Source organism: Dermabacter sp. HSID17554, from assembly GCF_003989295.1.
Classification (GTDB): Bacteria; Actinomycetota; Actinomycetes; order Actinomycetales; family Dermabacteraceae; genus Dermabacter; species Dermabacter vaginalis.
On the sequence record NZ_RBLW01000002.1, the window covers coordinates 109,605 to 125,583 of the forward strand.

At 62.9% G+C, this 15,979-nt stretch carries 12 protein-coding genes; 9 read left to right on the forward strand and 3 right to left on the reverse strand.

What is annotated here, in order from left to right; translation table 11 throughout:
- Positions 1 to 198: 198 nt before the first annotated feature.
- Genes D8M36_RS03555 through D8M36_RS03565 form a run of 3 tightly spaced genes read left to right on the forward strand, consistent with a single transcriptional unit; the run spans position 199 to position 3,340 of the window.
- On the forward strand, positions 199 to 1,524 hold the full coding sequence (locus tag D8M36_RS03555; RefSeq protein ID WP_126846787.1) for an ABC transporter substrate-binding protein: 1,326 nt from the start codon (positions 199 to 201) through the stop codon (positions 1,522 to 1,524).
- Entirely contained in the window at positions 1,521 to 2,405 is an 885-nt protein-coding gene (locus D8M36_RS03560) for a carbohydrate ABC transporter permease (protein ID WP_126846789.1), read from the forward strand. The genes D8M36_RS03555 and D8M36_RS03560 overlap by 4 nt, the downstream gene beginning before the upstream one ends.
- 50 nt (positions 2,406 to 2,455) lie before the next feature.
- Entirely contained in the window at positions 2,456 to 3,340 is an 885-nt protein-coding gene (locus D8M36_RS03565; RefSeq protein WP_226998179.1) for a carbohydrate ABC transporter permease, read from the forward strand.
- A gap of 132 nt (positions 3,341 to 3,472) precedes the next feature.
- Here the strand turns inward: D8M36_RS03565 and D8M36_RS03570 are convergent, their stop codons facing one another.
- Positions 3,473 to 4,789 (reverse strand): ABC transporter substrate-binding protein, encoded by a 1,317-nt coding sequence (locus tag D8M36_RS03570; protein ID WP_126846792.1) that lies wholly within the window; start codon positions 4,787 to 4,789, stop codon positions 3,473 to 3,475.
- 231 nt (positions 4,790 to 5,020) lie between these two features.
- Between D8M36_RS03570 and D8M36_RS03575 the strand changes: the two genes are divergently transcribed.
- The 5 genes from D8M36_RS03575 to D8M36_RS03595 all read left to right on the forward strand — a co-directional run bounded on the left by D8M36_RS03575 (position 5,021) and on the right by D8M36_RS03595 (position 12,930).
- Positions 5,021 to 5,380 (forward strand): FeoA family protein, encoded by a 360-nt coding sequence (locus D8M36_RS03575; RefSeq protein WP_238638368.1) that lies wholly within the window; start codon positions 5,021 to 5,023, stop codon positions 5,378 to 5,380.
- Positions 5,377 to 7,323: a ferrous iron transporter B gene (feoB, locus tag D8M36_RS03580; protein ID WP_126846794.1), complete on the forward strand. Its 1,947-nt coding sequence runs from the start codon at positions 5,377 to 5,379 to the stop codon at positions 7,321 to 7,323. The genes D8M36_RS03575 and feoB overlap by 4 nt, the downstream gene beginning before the upstream one ends.
- Positions 7,320 to 7,991: a NifU family protein gene (locus D8M36_RS03585; protein WP_126846796.1), complete on the forward strand. Its 672-nt coding sequence runs from the start codon at positions 7,320 to 7,322 to the stop codon at positions 7,989 to 7,991. The genes feoB and D8M36_RS03585 overlap by 4 nt, the downstream gene beginning before the upstream one ends.
- Before the next feature lie 169 nt (positions 7,992 to 8,160).
- Positions 8,161 to 10,578, forward strand: a complete 2,418-nt coding sequence (locus tag D8M36_RS03590; protein ID WP_126846798.1) for a PhoX family protein — start codon at positions 8,161 to 8,163, stop codon at positions 10,576 to 10,578.
- A gap of 369 nt (positions 10,579 to 10,947) precedes the next feature.
- Positions 10,948 to 12,930 (forward strand): DUF6541 family protein, encoded by a 1,983-nt coding sequence (locus D8M36_RS03595; protein WP_126846800.1) that lies wholly within the window; start codon positions 10,948 to 10,950, stop codon positions 12,928 to 12,930.
- 50 nt (positions 12,931 to 12,980) lie between these two features.
- On the opposite strand, the gene pseC is transcribed toward D8M36_RS03595, so the two are convergent.
- Together pseC and pseB are read right to left on the reverse strand one after the other, a co-directional pair.
- Positions 12,981 to 14,111 carry a UDP-4-amino-4,6-dideoxy-N-acetyl-beta-L-altrosamine transaminase gene (gene pseC / locus D8M36_RS03600; RefSeq protein ID WP_126846802.1) on the reverse strand — a complete coding sequence of 377 codons (1,131 nt, stop codon included), beginning with the start codon at positions 14,109 to 14,111 and terminating at the stop codon, positions 12,981 to 12,983.
- Between the two features lies 1 nt (position 14,112).
- Complete coding sequence (gene pseB / locus D8M36_RS03605) at positions 14,113 to 15,102, reverse strand: UDP-N-acetylglucosamine 4,6-dehydratase (inverting) (protein ID WP_126846804.1); 990 nt, start codon at positions 15,100 to 15,102, stop codon at positions 14,113 to 14,115.
- A gap of 124 nt (positions 15,103 to 15,226) precedes the next feature.
- Between pseB and D8M36_RS03610 the strand changes: the two genes are divergently transcribed.
- Complete coding sequence (locus D8M36_RS03610; protein WP_238638369.1) at positions 15,227 to 15,964, forward strand: cytidylyltransferase domain-containing protein; 738 nt, start codon at positions 15,227 to 15,229, stop codon at positions 15,962 to 15,964.
- The last annotated feature ends 15 nt before the right edge of the window (positions 15,965 to 15,979 follow it).

Below are 15,979 nucleotides of genomic sequence, written 5' to 3' on the forward strand. Positions count from 1 at the left end.
GAGAAAGTAACTGTGTCAGAGATTCCGAAAATTGCTATACCTAGGGCGTTTTTCTCCTTTTGGGCGGTCGGATAGTGAGCTAGTTACCGCAGTCCCGTCGAGGTAGACGTATGATGACACCACTGTGATGCAGGCCGCATGGGTGCGGGCCGACCCGAAGTCGAGGGCCCCACCGTGGCGGATCGACAAGGAGGTCACATGCAACCCATCACCCGGCGTACCGCGCTCGCCGGAACAGGCGCCGCACTCGCGGGTGCCCTCGCGAGCTGCGCCCCACCCAACCCCGGCTCCGTCAATGCGGAGGCCACGATCCCACCGTCAAACGATCGGGTGAAGCTCACCTATTGGGCGTGGGTCAAGGACCTCCAAAAGGTCGCGGACGTCTTCAATAAGAGCCAAGATCGCATCCACGTGGAAGCCTCGTGGATTCCGGGCGGCGGGGCCGGCGGCTACGCCAAGATTCTCTCCGCCGTCGCCGCGGGCGGCGGCCCAGACATTGCGCAGGTTGAGCTTCGCTCCGTTCCCGAGTTCGCGCTCGCGGGCGCCCTCGTGGACCTCTCTCGCTACGGGATCGTCAAAGACAAATTTGATCCGGGTGCCTTCGCGCAGGCCCAAGTGGGCGAGTCGGTCTGGGCCGTCCCGCAGGACACGGGCCCCGTCGCACACTTCTATAACCGCGAGGTGCTCGAAGGGGAGCTTGGCCTGACGCCACCGTCGACATGGGAGGATTTTCGCGAGGTTGCGGGGGCGGTCAAGGATGCGGGAAAGACGATCTTCACCCTCGATCCGAGCGACGGTTCCTTCTTCGTGATGTGGGCGATGCAGGCCGGCGCCACGTGGTTCAAGCCCGAGGGCGATGGATGGATCATCAACATGACCGATGAGAAATCGCTCAAGGTTGCCGAGTTCTGGGACGGCATTCTCGCCGACAAACTCGTGGGCACCGGTTACGGCGCCTTCTCGACGCCGTGGATGGCGGCCACGGGTGACGGCAAGGTGCTCAGCACGATCTCTGGATCGTGGAGCGACGCCCTTATCGAAGCGGTGCCGGGCGCCAAGGGAAAGTGGGCCGTCGCGCCCATGCCCACGTGGGACGACGGTTACGCCTCGGGAGCCCACGGCGGCTCATCAGCGGCGATCCTCTCCACGAGTAAGCACCCGGCCGAGGCCCTCGAATTCTGCACGTGGATGTGCACGACTCCCGAGGGGATCGACGCGATGATTGAGCACTGCGGTATCGGTTGGTCGCCGTCGGCGGACTACATCGGTGAAGCTCGCACGCAGCCTTCCGAGTTCTTCTCCGGCCAAAACTACAACGAGGAGGTCATCGTGCCTATGGCCGAGGGGCAGAACCTCGAATGGACATGGGCGCCGCTTATGCAGCGCTTCATGGATGTCGTGGGCACTGGGATGACGAAAGCGATCAATGGCGAGCAGCCCCTCGTGGACCTCCTTGCGGCCACGCAGAAAAACATCACCGAGATCATGCAAGGCATGGGCCTCAACGCGGAGGAAGCGCGATGAAAGCGAAGTGGGCACCCTGGGTCCTTATGGCACCGTTTTTGGTGCTGTTCATCGGCACGATGGTGGTGCCGATCATCATGGCGGTTGGCTACAGCTTCACGACCGTGGAGCGTCACGGCCTCCTCGGCGAGGGCGGCATCGAGAGTTCGTTCGCGGGCCTCGATAACTACATCGCCGCGCTCGCGAACCAGAACTTTGTGGCCTCGATCGGCCGCATGATCCTCTTCGGCGTCGTGCAGGTGACGGTCATGATCGTTGCCGCGACAGTGCTCGCGCTCCTTCTCGAAAGTGCCGCGGCGAAATGGCCGGGATTCTTTCGAAGCGCCTACTTTTTGCCCTATGGCATTCCGGGCGTGATCGCCACGATTCTCTGGTCGTTCCTGTACATCCCCGGGCTGAGCCCCATTGTTGATGCGCTTCAACTCGTGGGAATTGAGGCCGATTTCCTGAGCCCGGACATGGTGCTGTGGTCGATCGCGAACATCGTGACCTGGACGTATACGGGCTACAACATGCTCATCATCATCGCCCAGCTCAAGGCCATTCCCGGTGAGCTGTACGAGGCCGCCCGCATCGACGGGGCCGGCCCCTTGAAGATCGTGACGTCAATTCAGTTGCCACTCATTCGCCCGGCGCTTTTGCTGACGATCATCTTCTCGATCATCGGCACGCTCCAACTGTTCGCGGAGCCTCGCCTGCTGATGACGATGAGCTCGGGCATCACGAACGAGTACACGCCGAACATGAGCGCCTACGCGTACGCGTTCCAATACAACGAGGTTGGGATGGCGGCCGCGCAGGCCGTGATCATCGCGGTCTCGGCCTTTGTTCTTTCGGCCATTGCTCTCGGGGTCTCCTCGTGGGCGGAGAGGAAGCGATGAGCGCCACGCACACGACGCACGTCAGCGAACGTTCGAGGAAGAAGCAGGCTATGCGCCTTGAGCGGGATCAGCGTTCGGGTGCCCGCTCGGCTGGCCGCAAGCCGGCGACGACGATCATTGTGACAGCGCTTTTGGCGATCGTCGCGATGTACTTCCTCGTGCCGGTCTATTGGGTGATCGTGAACGCGACGAAGTCGACCGAGGACCTGTTTGGTACGAGCGGCTTCTGGTTTGGCAAAGAGTTCCTGCTGTTCGACAACCTCAAGGCCGTGTTCACGGCCAATGGCGGGATCTTCTCGCGCTGGGCGCTCAACTCGCTTCTGTATTCGGGAGTGGGCTCGGTGCTCGCGACCTACTTCGCGGTCGCCGCGGGGTATGCGCTCGCGAAATACCGCTTCCCCGGCCGCAGGGCCGTGTACGCGTTCGTGCTCGGTGGTGTGCTCGTGCCGGGCACCGCGACCGCGCTCCCGCTGTTTTTCCTGTTCTCGAGCGTGGGGCTCACAAACACGTACTGGGCCGTGCTTATTCCGTCGCTCGTGAGCCCGTTCGGTCTGTTCCTCGCGTCAATCTACGCGAGTGCGGCCGTTCCGGATTCGATGCTCGAGGCGGGGCGTCTCGACGGCGTGAGCGAGATTGGGCTGTTCCACAGGCTTGCCCTTCCTCAGCTCACGCCGGCGGTGGTCACGATTCTGTTGTTCCAGTTCGTGGCGATCTGGAATAACTACTTCCTTCCGCTCGTGATGCTTGCCGACGAGAAGCTCTACCCGATCACTCTGGGCCTCGATAACTGGCGCGCGCAAACGGACCGTTTGCCGGAGTTTTTCCAGCTCACGACCGGTGGCGCGCTGCTGTCGGTGATCCCGCTCGCGATCCTCATTCTCGTGTTGCAGCGCTTCTGGCGTGGTGGCCTCACGGAGGGTTCAGTTAAGGGGTAGGTGCGCGCCTGAGCCCGGTTAGGGCGTGGGGGTTCCGACGCTCGCGTGCGGCACGCAGCGCCTCCTTTTACGCTACTGGCCCGCCTCCCCGGTTGGGGAAGCGGGCCAGTGCGCGTGCGCGCGCTCGAAGGCTTAGCTATTTTCCTTCTTGAGCACCTCGTTCATGGCTTTCGCGAGTGCCTTGCAGCCTTCTTCCGCGGAGATCTCCCCGTCGAAGACCTTCGAGAGGTGTTCACCCTCGAGCTCTTCCCATTCGGGGCATGTCTTCGAGACGGGGAAGGGTGCGGCGTAGTTGTGTGCCTGGTCGACGAAGACCTCGAGGTTGTAGCCGGGCTGAGCGTCGACGTACGGATCCTGGGTGCCTTCGAGGGCGGGGAGCGCGATGCCCGATTCTGCGCTGATCTTTGCGGCTTCTTCGCCCGCGAGGAAGGTCACGAGGGCCTGGGAGGCCGCGAGATTCTCGGTGTTTGCAGCGATCACGTGGCCGAGGCCGTGCACGGCTGTCTTGCGGTCGTCGCCGCCGGGCAGGTACGCGACGGCGCAATCGTCCTTGACGGAGGAGCCGATGAGCGCACCGACTCGCCAGTTGCCCGACCACTGCATGGCCACCTGCCCGCCCTCAAACATGCCGTAGCACGAGTTTTCGGCGAGGAACTCCCGGCTGGGGCATGCGCCGATCTCAATGAGGTCGCGCCAGAACTTCACGCCTTCGATGGTCTTCGGATCGTCGTATCCGGACTTCGTTTTGTCGTCAGAGATGACCCAGCCGCCGTTGATGGCGATCGAGTGGTAGTAGGACGCGGTGCGCGAGAACACCTCGGCGCAGCCCCACACGCCGTCGGGAAGCTTGTCGGTGAGCTCGAGTGCCTTTTCCTTGTAGGTCTCGAGAGTCCACGTCTCGTCGGGGTACGCAACGCCGGCCTGGTCGAAGAGCTTCTTGTTGTACCAGATGCCCACGCAGTCGACGTCCTTGCACGTCGCGAAGAGCTCGCCGTCGACCGTGTACATGTCGACGAGTGCGCTCGGGTATTTGTTCGGGTCGATGAGCCCGTCGTCGACGAGGGCTTTGAGGGAGGCGAGCTGGCCGTTCTCAGCGTAGGAGCGGAAGTTCGGGCCGTTCATCCAGAACACGTCGGGCAGAGCTTTGGAGGACGCTTGGGCGCGGAGCTTTGTGAAGTAGTCCTTGAACGGCACCATGTTCAGCTGAACCTTGACGTTCGGGTACTTCTCATTGAAGGCTTTCATGACGTCTTTGAGCATCGCCTCTTGGTTGATGTCCCAGTAGGCATAGGTGATCGTGCCTTCGATCTTTTTCGGGTCGTCGCCAATTTCGTTCGTGGCGTCCTTGATGGCGGCCTTGTTTCCGCCGCCACATCCTGCGGCGGCGGCGGCGAAGGCGGCCCCGCCAGCGGCGAGGAGGGATCGGCGGGCGATCGGGGACGTGGCCATGATGGTCTCCTTTGGGGTGTAGGGATTGCGGAGAGTGGCGGAAGTGAGCGGTTTTCTAAAACCACTTTAAGAAGACCAATCGTGGGGATTTTTCGGCAAGACAGAGAGGCAAATTTTGCAGCTCGTTCACTGAGTATTCAGATCGGTGAACGCGACAGGTGTGCGGGCAGGGGGCGGTGGCGTGCCGCACATCCCTTCCTAGTTAGATTAGGCAATGCTAACCTTGCAAATATGTCAGTTGCCTACACCGAGATGGACGCGCTCGCCGAGGAGCTCACCTCCCGCGCGCTTGTGTGCACTCTCGATTGCCCCTTCGCTTCGACCATTGCACTCAATGAGCTGCCGAAGGGGGTCACCGCGGTGATCGCCGCCTATCGTGAGGCGAACTCGGTGCTATGCCGGCGTCTTTTTGACCTGGGCTTCCACCCCGGCCTCGAGGTCGAGCTCGTGCGCAAGGCGCCCATGCGCGACCCGCTCGTGTTCCGCGTTGCCGATTGCGAGATCGTCCTTCGAAAGCGCGACGCGGCACGCATCCTCGTGCACGTTGGGGACGAGCACGATACGAACACTGCCGAGAAGAAGGCCGCATGACCTGCCACGATGCGGCGCCGGAAGCGCCGCGCGAGACCGGCGCGCGCCGTTTTGCGCTCGTGGGCAACCCGAACGCCGGTAAATCCACGGTGTTCAACGCCCTTACGGGCATGCGCGCGAAGGTCGCGAACTACCCGGGCGTCACGGTCAGCAGGTTCGTGGGTGCAGTTTCGGTGCACGACGCCTCCGGAGCCCCATTCGACGCCGAGATCGAAGACCTCCCGGGCACCTATTCACTCGACCCGATCAGCCCCGATGAGCAGGTTGTTCTCGAATCGCTCAGCGACGACAACCGCGCTGATGCGCTCATCGCCGTGCTCGATGCGACGAGTATGCGTCGTTCACTCGGGCTCATCGCACAACTTCAGCGCACGGGTCTGCCGATCCTCGTGGCGCTCACTCATGCCGATGAATTCCTTGAGCGCGGCGGCAGTGTGGACGTCGCGGCACTGTCGAAGGCGCTTGGCCACCGCGTTCTCGTCGTGACGGCCGGAAACCACCGAGAGCTCGACGCGCTGAAAGCCCAGCTGGCGTCGGAACGGGACTGGCCGAGCCCCGCCGTACCGGCGCCCACCAACCCGAAGGGCTCCGCCGCGTGGATCGAGTCGGTGCTCGAGGCTGCGCACTATCGCGCGCCCGGCACCCACGCCCGCACGCGCAAGCTCGATGCGGTGCTGCTGCATCCCGTGTGGGGCAGCCTCGTGTTCTTTGCGGCGATGTTTGCGCTGTTCCAACTTATTTTTACGGTCGCTGCGCCCATTCAGGGCTGGATCGAAGAGGGCTTCGCGCTCCTCGGAGATGTCGCGCGCGAAAATATCGCTCTCGACTGGCTCGCCGGTCTCGTGGCCGATGGCTTGATCGGTGGCGTGGGCGGCGTGCTCACGTTCGTTCCCCAGATTTTCCTGCTGTTCTTCGCGCTTGCCATTCTCGAGGCATCCGGCTATATGTCGCGGGCGGCGTTCCTCATGGATCGGGTCATGGCGGGCGCGGGCCTCGAGGGGCGGGCCTTCGTCGCGATGCTCTCGAGCCTCGCGTGTGCGATTCCGGGAATCATGGCCACACGTTCGCTTCCTTCGGCGAAGGATCGACTCGCGACGATGCTCACGATCCCGCTCATGACGTGCTCGGCGCGCCTTCCCGTGTACACGATGCTCATTGCGATGCTGATCCCGGCCGATGCCCGCCTCGGCGGAGTGATCGGCGCGCAAGGAGCGGCGCTCTTTGGGTTGTATGTCCTCGGGGCATGCTCCGCGATGGGCTCGGCGTGGGTGTTCTCGAAGATCTTCGGGCGCGGTCGGGCGAGCCTTCCCTTTTATATGGAAATGCCCACCTACCGCATCCCGACTTTGCGCGAGCTCGTGACGAACACGTGGATTCCCGTGAAGGGCTTTCTCACGAAGGTCGGTCGCATCATCCTCCTGCTCACACTCGTGCTGTGGACGCTCCTCAACCTCCCGGCTGTGGGCGATACGGAGCTCGCCGCCGCGGGCATCGACCAGTCAGATTCGGCGGCCGTCACGACCTACCAGCTCGAGCATTCCTACGCTGCGGGCCTCGGCAAGGCCGTCCAGCCCGTGTTCGAGCCTCTCGGTTTCGATTGGCGCGTGAGCGTCGGTGTCGTTGCCTCGCTCGGTGCGCGCGAGGTGTTTGTGTCGACGCTCGGCCAGATCGCGAGCGCCTCGGACCCCGAAAACCCCGGCGATGCTCTCTCCTCTCTCACGTGGGGCCCGGGCCCCCACGAAGGCCAGCTCCTCTTCACGCCTGGCACGATCGCCGCGCTCCTGGTGTTCTTCGTGTTCGCGCTGCAGTGCACGAGCACGATCGCGGCGCTGCGCCGCGAATCCGGGTCGTGGAGGTGGCCCGCCCTCGCCTTCTGCTACATGTTCGCGCTCGCGTGGGTGGGAGCGTTCATCGCGAAGGTCGCGGTGGGGGCGCTCGCGTGAGCCACGGGTCCGACGGTTCCTCGGCAAGCGTCGGACCCGACGCCTTGCCCAGCGAAGCCGAGCGATTCGCGCCAAGTCTTGGCCATGCCGCCTCCGTCCCGGCGAGCGTGACCGGGGCGGAGCGAGCGCTCAGGTGGAGCGTGCAGGGGGCGTCGTTGCCGCTCGGCTGGGAGCCAGTTCCGGAGGCGCTGCCGCAGCTTGAGCGAATCGTGGCGGAGCCGCACGGGCTCTGGGTGTGGCTGCGTGCCGGACGCTCATGGCGCGACGACGCAGACTCGGTGCGCGAGGGACTTGCCCGCTTGCTTGACGAGGCAGCGCCCCACTTCGCGAAAATGGAGGCGCAGATCGGGGCGGACAGGCACGCCGAGGCCTTGCGTCTCGCCGCGACGGATGTGATTGACGGTGACCTCGCGCCGTACATCGCCTCGCACGGGGGAGAGGTCCGCATCGTCGAGGTGGAATGGGGCGATACCGGGGGAGTGGTGAGCGTCGAGTTCGCGGGGGCGTGCAAAGGGTGTGAGCTCTCCGAGGTCACGCTGCACCTGCGTATCGAGAAGGCGCTCGCGAAGCGCGTGCCCACACTTGCTCAGGTGCGGGATGTGACGCCACGCACCGGGCCTCGGCTCTTCGAAGGGCTTTTTCGCCGGCCGCCAGCGTCCTCGTCGTGAGGGTATAGGCAGGTGCCTCATCCGCCCTCGTGGCGGGCGGCACGCGCACGCCTTGGCTGTTTTTTGGAAAAAAATTCACGTGGGCGTCACTTTTATTGCGGATGTTGGTCCCTCTTGTAGAGCACTGTAACTGCGTCCGGTCACCAACCACATTGAAGGGATGCCTCCAATGGTGCTCCACCTCCCGCTCCTCATGAAGGATCACGTTCGCGGCAAGCGCTCCGCCGTGACCTGCGCACTCAAGTGCGATAACCAGTGCGCGAAGCCCGCATGCAACACGAGCAACAACTCCTACCTCGGTGACATCGTCTCCGCCGCGATCAGCCGCCGCTCGCTCCTCGGCGGTGCTGCCGCGAGCGCCCTCGTGATCGCCGCCGGCGGCACGCAGGGCATGGGTCAGGCCGCCTTCGCTGCCGACCCGTCCGCGCCGAACCCCACGATCGGCTCCGCTCCTGAAGCGCCGAACGGCTCGAAGCTCCGCTTCACCCCGATCGCCCCCGTCAACAAGGATGTCGACGAGTTCAACGTGCCCGAGGGCTACCGCTGGGAGCCCGTCATCAAGTGGGGCGACCCCCTCTTTGACGACTCGCCTGAGTTCGACTGGAACAACCAGACTCCCGAAGCCCAGGCGAAGCAGTTCGGGTACAACAACGACTACACGGAGATCCAGGAGATCCCCGGCTCGGATGGCCTGCGCGCCGTCATGTTCGTGAACCACGAGTACACGAACGCGAACATCATGTTCCCGGAGGACACGCCGAAGCACGATCAGGTCGCCATCACCATGGCAGCCCAGGGCCTCACCGTCGTGGAGCTCGAGCGCAAGGACCGCAAGTCGCCCTACACCTACGTGAAGGGTGCGAAACTCAACCGCCGCTTCCTCCTCGACACGGAGTATGAACTCACCGGCCCCGCCGCGGGCTCCGACTTCGTGAAAACGAAGGACGACCCCGAAGGCCGCACGATCCTCGGCACCTTCGCGAACTGCTCGGGTGGCCTCACCCCGTGGGGCACGCTCCTTTCGGGCGAAGAAAACTTCCACGGCTACTTCGTTGCCGATGAGAACATTCAGTCGAACGCCCGCCTCGGCATCGACTCGAAAGAATCGGTGTACGGCTTCGAAATGATTGACCCTCGCTTCAATGCGACGAACCCCGGCTACGAAAACGAGGTCAACCGCTTCGGTTACGCTATCGAGATTGACCCGTGGGACCCCACCTCGACCCCGAAGAAGCACTCCGCGATCGGCCGCTTCAAGCACGAAGGCGCGAACGTCATCATCGCCGAGGATGGCCGCGCGGTCGTGTACTCGGGTGACGATGAGCGCTTCGAGTACATGTACAAGTTCGTCTCGAAGGAGAAGTACGTCGAGGGCGATCGCAAGCACAACATGACTCTGCTGAGCGAGGGCGATCTCTACGTCGCGCGCTTCTACGGCAACTCGCCCAAGGAAGAAATCGACGGCAGCGGTGCCGTTCCGTCGGACGGTCAGTTCGACGGCACCGGTGAATGGGTTCCGCTGATCCTGGGCGGCGAGTCGCAGGTTGAGGGCATGACCGTCGAGGAGATCGCGGTTAATACCCGCACCGCTGCCGACAAGGTGGAGCCCACCAAGATGGACCGCCCCGAGGACGTCGAGCCGTCGCACCACTCGCGCAAGGTGTACGCGGCCCTCACGAACAACTCGAAGCGTGAGATCTTCCAGGTGGATGAGGTCAACCCGCGCCAGAAGAACCGCGACGGTCAGGTGCTCGAGCTCGACGAGCGCGGCGACCAGACGAGCACCGAGTTCGCATGGAATCTTCTCCTCGTGGCCGGCGACCCCAACGGTGGCGACCAGACCTTCTACGGCAACGTCGATCCGAAGTCGGTTTCGCCCATTTCCTGCCCGGATAACCTCGCGTTCGACTCGGTGGGCAACCTCTGGATTTCGACCGACGGTGCCCCGAGCGGGATCGGCTACAACGACGGTCTGTTCCGCGTGACCCTCGAGGGAGACATGCGCGGCAACGTCGAGCAGTTCCTCTCTGTGCCTCGCGAGGCAGAGACGTGTGGTCCGATCGTTCGCGACGAGGATTACTCGGCATTCGTGTCGGTTCAGCACCCGGGTGAAGACGGCAAGTTCAGCGAGCAGCACTCCTTCTTCCCTGAGTACAACCAGACCGGCCCGCGCCCGACGGTTGTGCAGGTTCTGCCGATTTGGGAAGACGCTGAGGAGCCGAAGCCGGAGCCGAAGCCTGAAGAGCCCAAGCCCGAGCCGAAGCCGGAACAGCCGAAGCCTGAGGAGCCCAAGCCCGAGGAGCCGTCGGCACAGCCTGCGCCCGGCAAGGACCCGAGCGACGCGGCTGTTCCGGTTGCGCCCGCTCCCAAGAAGCCGGAGAAGAAGCAGCCGAAGAAGCCGGTCAAGAAGGTTAAGAAGGATGCAGAAAACAACCGTGGCCCGCTTCCGCGCACCGGTTTCGAGGCCGCTCCGGTTGCCGCAGGCGCCGCAGCTTTGCTCGCAGCCGGCGGCATGATGGCGGCAAAGTCCGCCAAGGACGCGGTGCCTGCAACCGAGGCTGAAGGTGACGGCCAGGCCGACGCCTGAGCATGAACCGCTGAGCCCTAGGGCTTGAACGGGAGGGGTCTCGCGCTGCGGCGCGGGGCCCCTCTGCTATTCCCGATCCGCTCGTGGCCCTCGTAGCGCCCCAGTGTTTGGTGGGGCAGTTTTTGAACCCCCTGAAACTGCGGGGCGATACCGCATGGCTGTGAAACGCGATCCCAGCGGTCAGCATGTGACAGGAAGCAAGACGCTGCAATGCTCTATCGTGAGTGTGCACCGGGGATCTGATACTGCACGATGTTTGGACCGCCGAAGGGTGTACCTTGCGTAGTCTTGCGTGCGGGACACGCATGATATCGGGGCGTTGGAAAAGCCTCGACAACGAGAACTGGAGCTGCGCCCCTTTTGATTGAAATGCTGTTGCTTATTGCCGTCATCGCCTTCACTCTGATGCTGGCGTACGTACCCGGCTACACCTGTATCCGGGTTCTTCGCGGCTCCGCGCTTCTTGCCGTGGCCTTCGCTCCCGCCATCAGCATGAGTATTGCTGGTCTCGCTGCCGTTGGCGCTGGCGCCATCGGTGTGCGGTGGGGGATGGTGCCCTTTGCGCTGGCGTTTGCGCTTCTCACCGCGTCATGCGGCGTGGCGCGAGGCCTTGGGATTACGCTGCCGCGCACGCACCTGCAGGCGTCCCTTATGGCATTCTCCTCGAAAAAATCGTTAGTGGCGTGGAGCGCGGCACTGCTCGCCGCGCTTGCGATCTGCCTCGGGCCGCTATTTATGGTGGCGCGAACCCCCGCGGCGATTCTCGAACGCTATGACGCGCTGTACCACCTCAACGCCCTTGCGTTCATTCGTGATCGCGGCGATGGCTCGAGTCTCAGCATGAATGCGCTCACGCGCACCGATCTTTCATCCGCTTCCTATCCGGCAGCCTTTCACGATCTCGCATCTCTAGTGCCGATCGAGCACATCCCGGTCGTGCTGAATGGCTCTGTACTGGCGTTAGCCCTTGTGCCGTGGGTTGTCGGCAACGCTCTTTTGGCGGCAGTGGTGTTCCCTCGCGTGCGGTGGGCGGGTCCGACGGCAGCCGTCGGCGCAGCGCTCGTTCCAGCGAGCCCCGTGGACCTGTGGATCCACCTTTCGCCGATCCCCAACCTCATTGGTTTCGCGATCCTCCCGGGGCTGCTCGCTGCTGCCTACGCCCTGTGGCTCACCCTCGAAGATGCTGTCCAGCCACAAGCCCCACGTGGAATCCTGAGTGCGCGAGCCTCGAGCTCTTTGCACGCTCCTTCCGGTTGGCGTAAAGCTGCGGCGTGGGTGAAGCCGCTCGTGTGCATGGGTGGCGTCGCCTTCCTCGCACTCGTGGGTCTCGCACTTTTGCACCCGAACACCGCGGTCACACTGCTTCTGCTTATCGGTGTGCTGAGCGCCGTACGGATTCTGCGCGCGCCAAAGCAACGGAGGGTGCTGTGGGCGATTCCGGTGCTTGCGCTTGCCCCCGTTTTCGCGGTGGCCTTCACGCCGATCGGCGCGCGTGCGACCGGCTTTTCCGGTGGTTTGCAGGTGCCGATGAGCACGGCATTCGGCGAGGTGTTCCTCGGTCTCCTTACGGTGTGGCCCATGCCGCTCGGGGTCGTGATGGTACTCCTGTGGCTGCCGGGGCTTGTTGTGAGCCTTGTACGCGGCGAACGTTGGCTCGCCGCCTGCTGGGTCGCCGTGGCGGTCCTGTACTTCGATGCTGCCGTTGATTCGCCGCTGAATCTTTCGGCCCTCTACTTCCGCGGCCAAGATCGACTTTCGATCCCACTCGCGATGCTCTCGATCGCCCTCATGATTCCTGGAATCGAGGCGTTGCGTGGGTGGCTGCGAAAAATTTGTGGCGAGCGGAGTCGTAAGCGTGCGGTATTCGTACGAGGTGTAGCGCTCGGGCTTGCCATCGTGGCCGCACTCAGTTCGATTCCATTCCGCTACTTGAATGCCGCGAAGAATCTCGAGCCCGAATATCCGGGTAGGGGAAGGTTCTTGCAAGTGGGGGAGCGCGAAGAGTTCGCGTCGGCACTGTCGACAATGGACCCTGAGCGCTCCATTCTCGCAAGCCCCTACTCGGGAGCGGCCCACATGTATGCGTTAGAGGGCGCCAAGGTGTATTTTCCGGTGGCGGGGATGGCGCTTTCCACGAAAGACCGCGCCGTGATCGATGCGGTGCCGCGTGCGGCTTCCGATCCTGGTGCGTGTGCCCTGCTCGAGGAGGCGGGAATTGGGTACGTGTACCAGGAGAGGGATCTCTATCAGTACGACCCGTCGTTCAATCCCTTAAACGTGGCACTTCCCGTGCCCGGAGCAACCATCTTTGAAACCGACCATTCTCGACTCATAGAGATCGATTGCCGCTAACGAGAAGAGTGGGGTGTCGCTGCTCGAGTGGAGCGGCGACACCCCCCATGTTAAGCGGTCTCTACGGCCGTGCGAACCGCATCGATCACGCGCTCAACATCGCTATCGCGCAGATCAGGGAACATCGGCAGGGAGATTTCCCGACGGTAGAAGTCCTCGGCAACCGGGCACATTCCGCGCTTGTAGCCGAGATCTTCGAAAACCGGGTGCCAGTAGGCAGGAATGTAGTTCACCTGGACGCCGATCCCCTGCTCGCGAAGCGACTCGAAGATCGCCCTGCGCCTCTGGGCGGGCACTCGAAGCGGATACAGGTGCCAAGCAGGCTCGGCTCCCTCGGGTGCGAACGGGATGTCAACACCGTCGAGGTCTGAGAGCGCCTCGTCGTAGGTCCGCTTGATTTCGGCTCGACGAGCCACGAAATCATCCAGACGCTGAAGCTGCGAATTGCCCAGCGCACAGAGCACATCCGGAAGGCGGTAGTTGATGCCGAAGGAATGAACTTCCTGATGCCACGGCCCCTCATCGGGATAGCGCTGGAGTTCCTTATCGCGCACAAGACCGTGATTCTTGAACCGCCGAGCTCGAGTGGCGAGATCGTCGTCATTGGTCACCAGTGCGCCGCCCTCGGCGGTGGTGAGGTTCTTGGTAGGGAAGAACGAGAAGCTTGTCATGTGCGCGAGCGAGCCTACGGGCTTGCCGTTGCGCTTAGAGCCGATTGAGTGCGCGGCATCTTCCAAAAAGAGCGCATCGTTTTTTTCGGCGAGGGCCCTGAGGGCGTCGGCTTCCACGGGAACGCCCGCGTAGTCCACCCCAGCGATGACTTTGGTGCTCGGTGTGACGGCGGCTTCAGCGGCGGCCGGATCGAGGTTACCCGTTTTGGGGTCGACGTCGGCGAATACGATCTTTGCCCCAAAAACGGCCGCCGTGGCTGCGGTCGCCACGAAAGTCAGGGGAGTGGTGACCACTTCATCGCCAGGACCTACGCCGGCTGCGGCGTAGGCGAGGTGGAGGGCTGCCGTTCCGGAAGTAGCGCTGACGGCATGCGCGGCGTTGGTGCGCTTCGCGATCGACTCTTCGAAACGATCCACCTCGGGACCGGTCGTAAGCCAATCGCTCCCGAGTGCTCGGGTGACCGCTGCTACATCGTCTTCGTTGATTGATTGACGACCGTAGGGAAGCATCTCAGATCCCTTCAGCAATGATGTCGGCGATCTGCTCGCGGGTATACCACGCGTCGTTGGAATCTGAACGGAAGGCGAAGCCTTCTTCCACAGGTTCGGCATCTGCCGGGGTCTCGTAGCCCCAGGTCGCGAGATCCGGCTGGATGATGTAGTACTTACCGCCAGCGATTTTGACCGCTCGGCGGCCCTCCTCGGGGCTGATCATTTCCTCGTGGAGCTTTTCGCCGGGGCGCAGGCCAACGTCCACGAGTTCCGCACCGGGCACGACGGCGTGGGCGAGATCGACGACCTTCATCGACGGGATGCGCGGGACCAAAAGTTCGCCACCCTGCATGAACTCGAACGAATCGGTCACCATTTTCACTGCCTGCGGCAGGGTGATGAAGAAGCGAGTGCAGCGCAGGTCCGTGATCGGCAGGGACTTGCCCTCTTCGCCGAGCTTGCGGAAGAACGGAATGACTGAGCCGCGCGAGCCCATCACGTTGCCGTAGCGAACAACAGCAAAACGGGTGGGGTAGGCAGCTGCGTAGTGGTTGCCACAAATGAAAAGCTTGTCGGCGGTGAGCTTAGTGGCACCGTAGAGGTTGATGGGGCTGGAGGCCTTATCCGTGGAAAGCGCTACGACCTTCTTTACGCCCGCATCGATCGATGCTTCGATCACGTTCTGGCTACCGAGAATGTTGGTCTTGACGAACTCGAAGGGGTTGTACTCGGCGGTGTCGACCTGCTTTAGTGCGGCGGCGTGAACCACGTAGTCCACTCCGTGAAGCGCGCGGCGAAGCCGCTTCTCGTCGCGAATATCGCCGATGAACCAACGCAGACGCGGATCGTTGTTGAACTGGTTGCGAACCTCGTACTGCTTGAGTTCATCGCGGGAGAAAACCACCACGCGGCGGGGGTCGTGGTTCTCGAGGACTTCCTTGAGGAACGCCTTACCGAAAGATCCGGTTCCACCGGTGATGAGGATGGATGAACCGCTGAGGATCGACATTTGGGTCTCTTTCGTTGATCGATGTCCACACGCCAGCTCGCCTGGTATGGCCGAGGCTGCTAGATTCGCGTTGTTGCGCGTGCCATTATGGCACGCTCATACCTGCATGTGCCATTATGGCGCAGTGAGTTCAAAGCGAGTTGTAGCCGTCATCCAAGCCCGAACGGGATCGTCACGTTTGCCTCGAAAGGTCCTGCGTCCGCTTGCGGGCCGGCCGGTTTTGGAATGGATGGTGCGGGCAGCTAGCGAAGCACACGGAATCGAAGAAGTGGTGATTGCCACCTCGACTGCCAGCAACGATGATGAGGTCGAGGCGCTCGGGTCGCAGCTCGGCGTTAGGGTTGTGCGTGGCAGCGAAGACGACGTGCTTTCGCGCTTCATGCTTGCACTAGAGGCTACGGACGCCGATGCCGTGGTGCGCTTGACTGCGGATTGCCCACTGTGCGATCCCGCACTGATTTCCGCGATCGTCAGTATGTGGAAAGTCGATCCCACCCTGGATTACGTGGCTACGACATTGATCCGCACGCTGCCGCGCGGGCTCGATGTCGAGCTTGCCTCGCGCAACGCATTGCGCATCGCCGACGCGGAAGCCGAGAGCTTCCATCGGATCCACGTGACCTCGTACCTATATGACAGCAAGAGTGCATTCCGCACGATGGGGCTCGTCGTCCAGCCAGCGGCGAACGATCTACGAGTGACGTTAGATACTGCTGAGGACGGCCAACTACTCGATGCGGTTGTTGCGGAGCTGGGGGATCAGCCTCCGGCCTGGCAAGACGTGGTCAGCCTCTTGCGTTCGCGCCCGGATATCGTCCAGATCAACGCCAAGATTCGACAGAAGAAACTGGCGGATGGCTGATGCACGTCCTTTTGC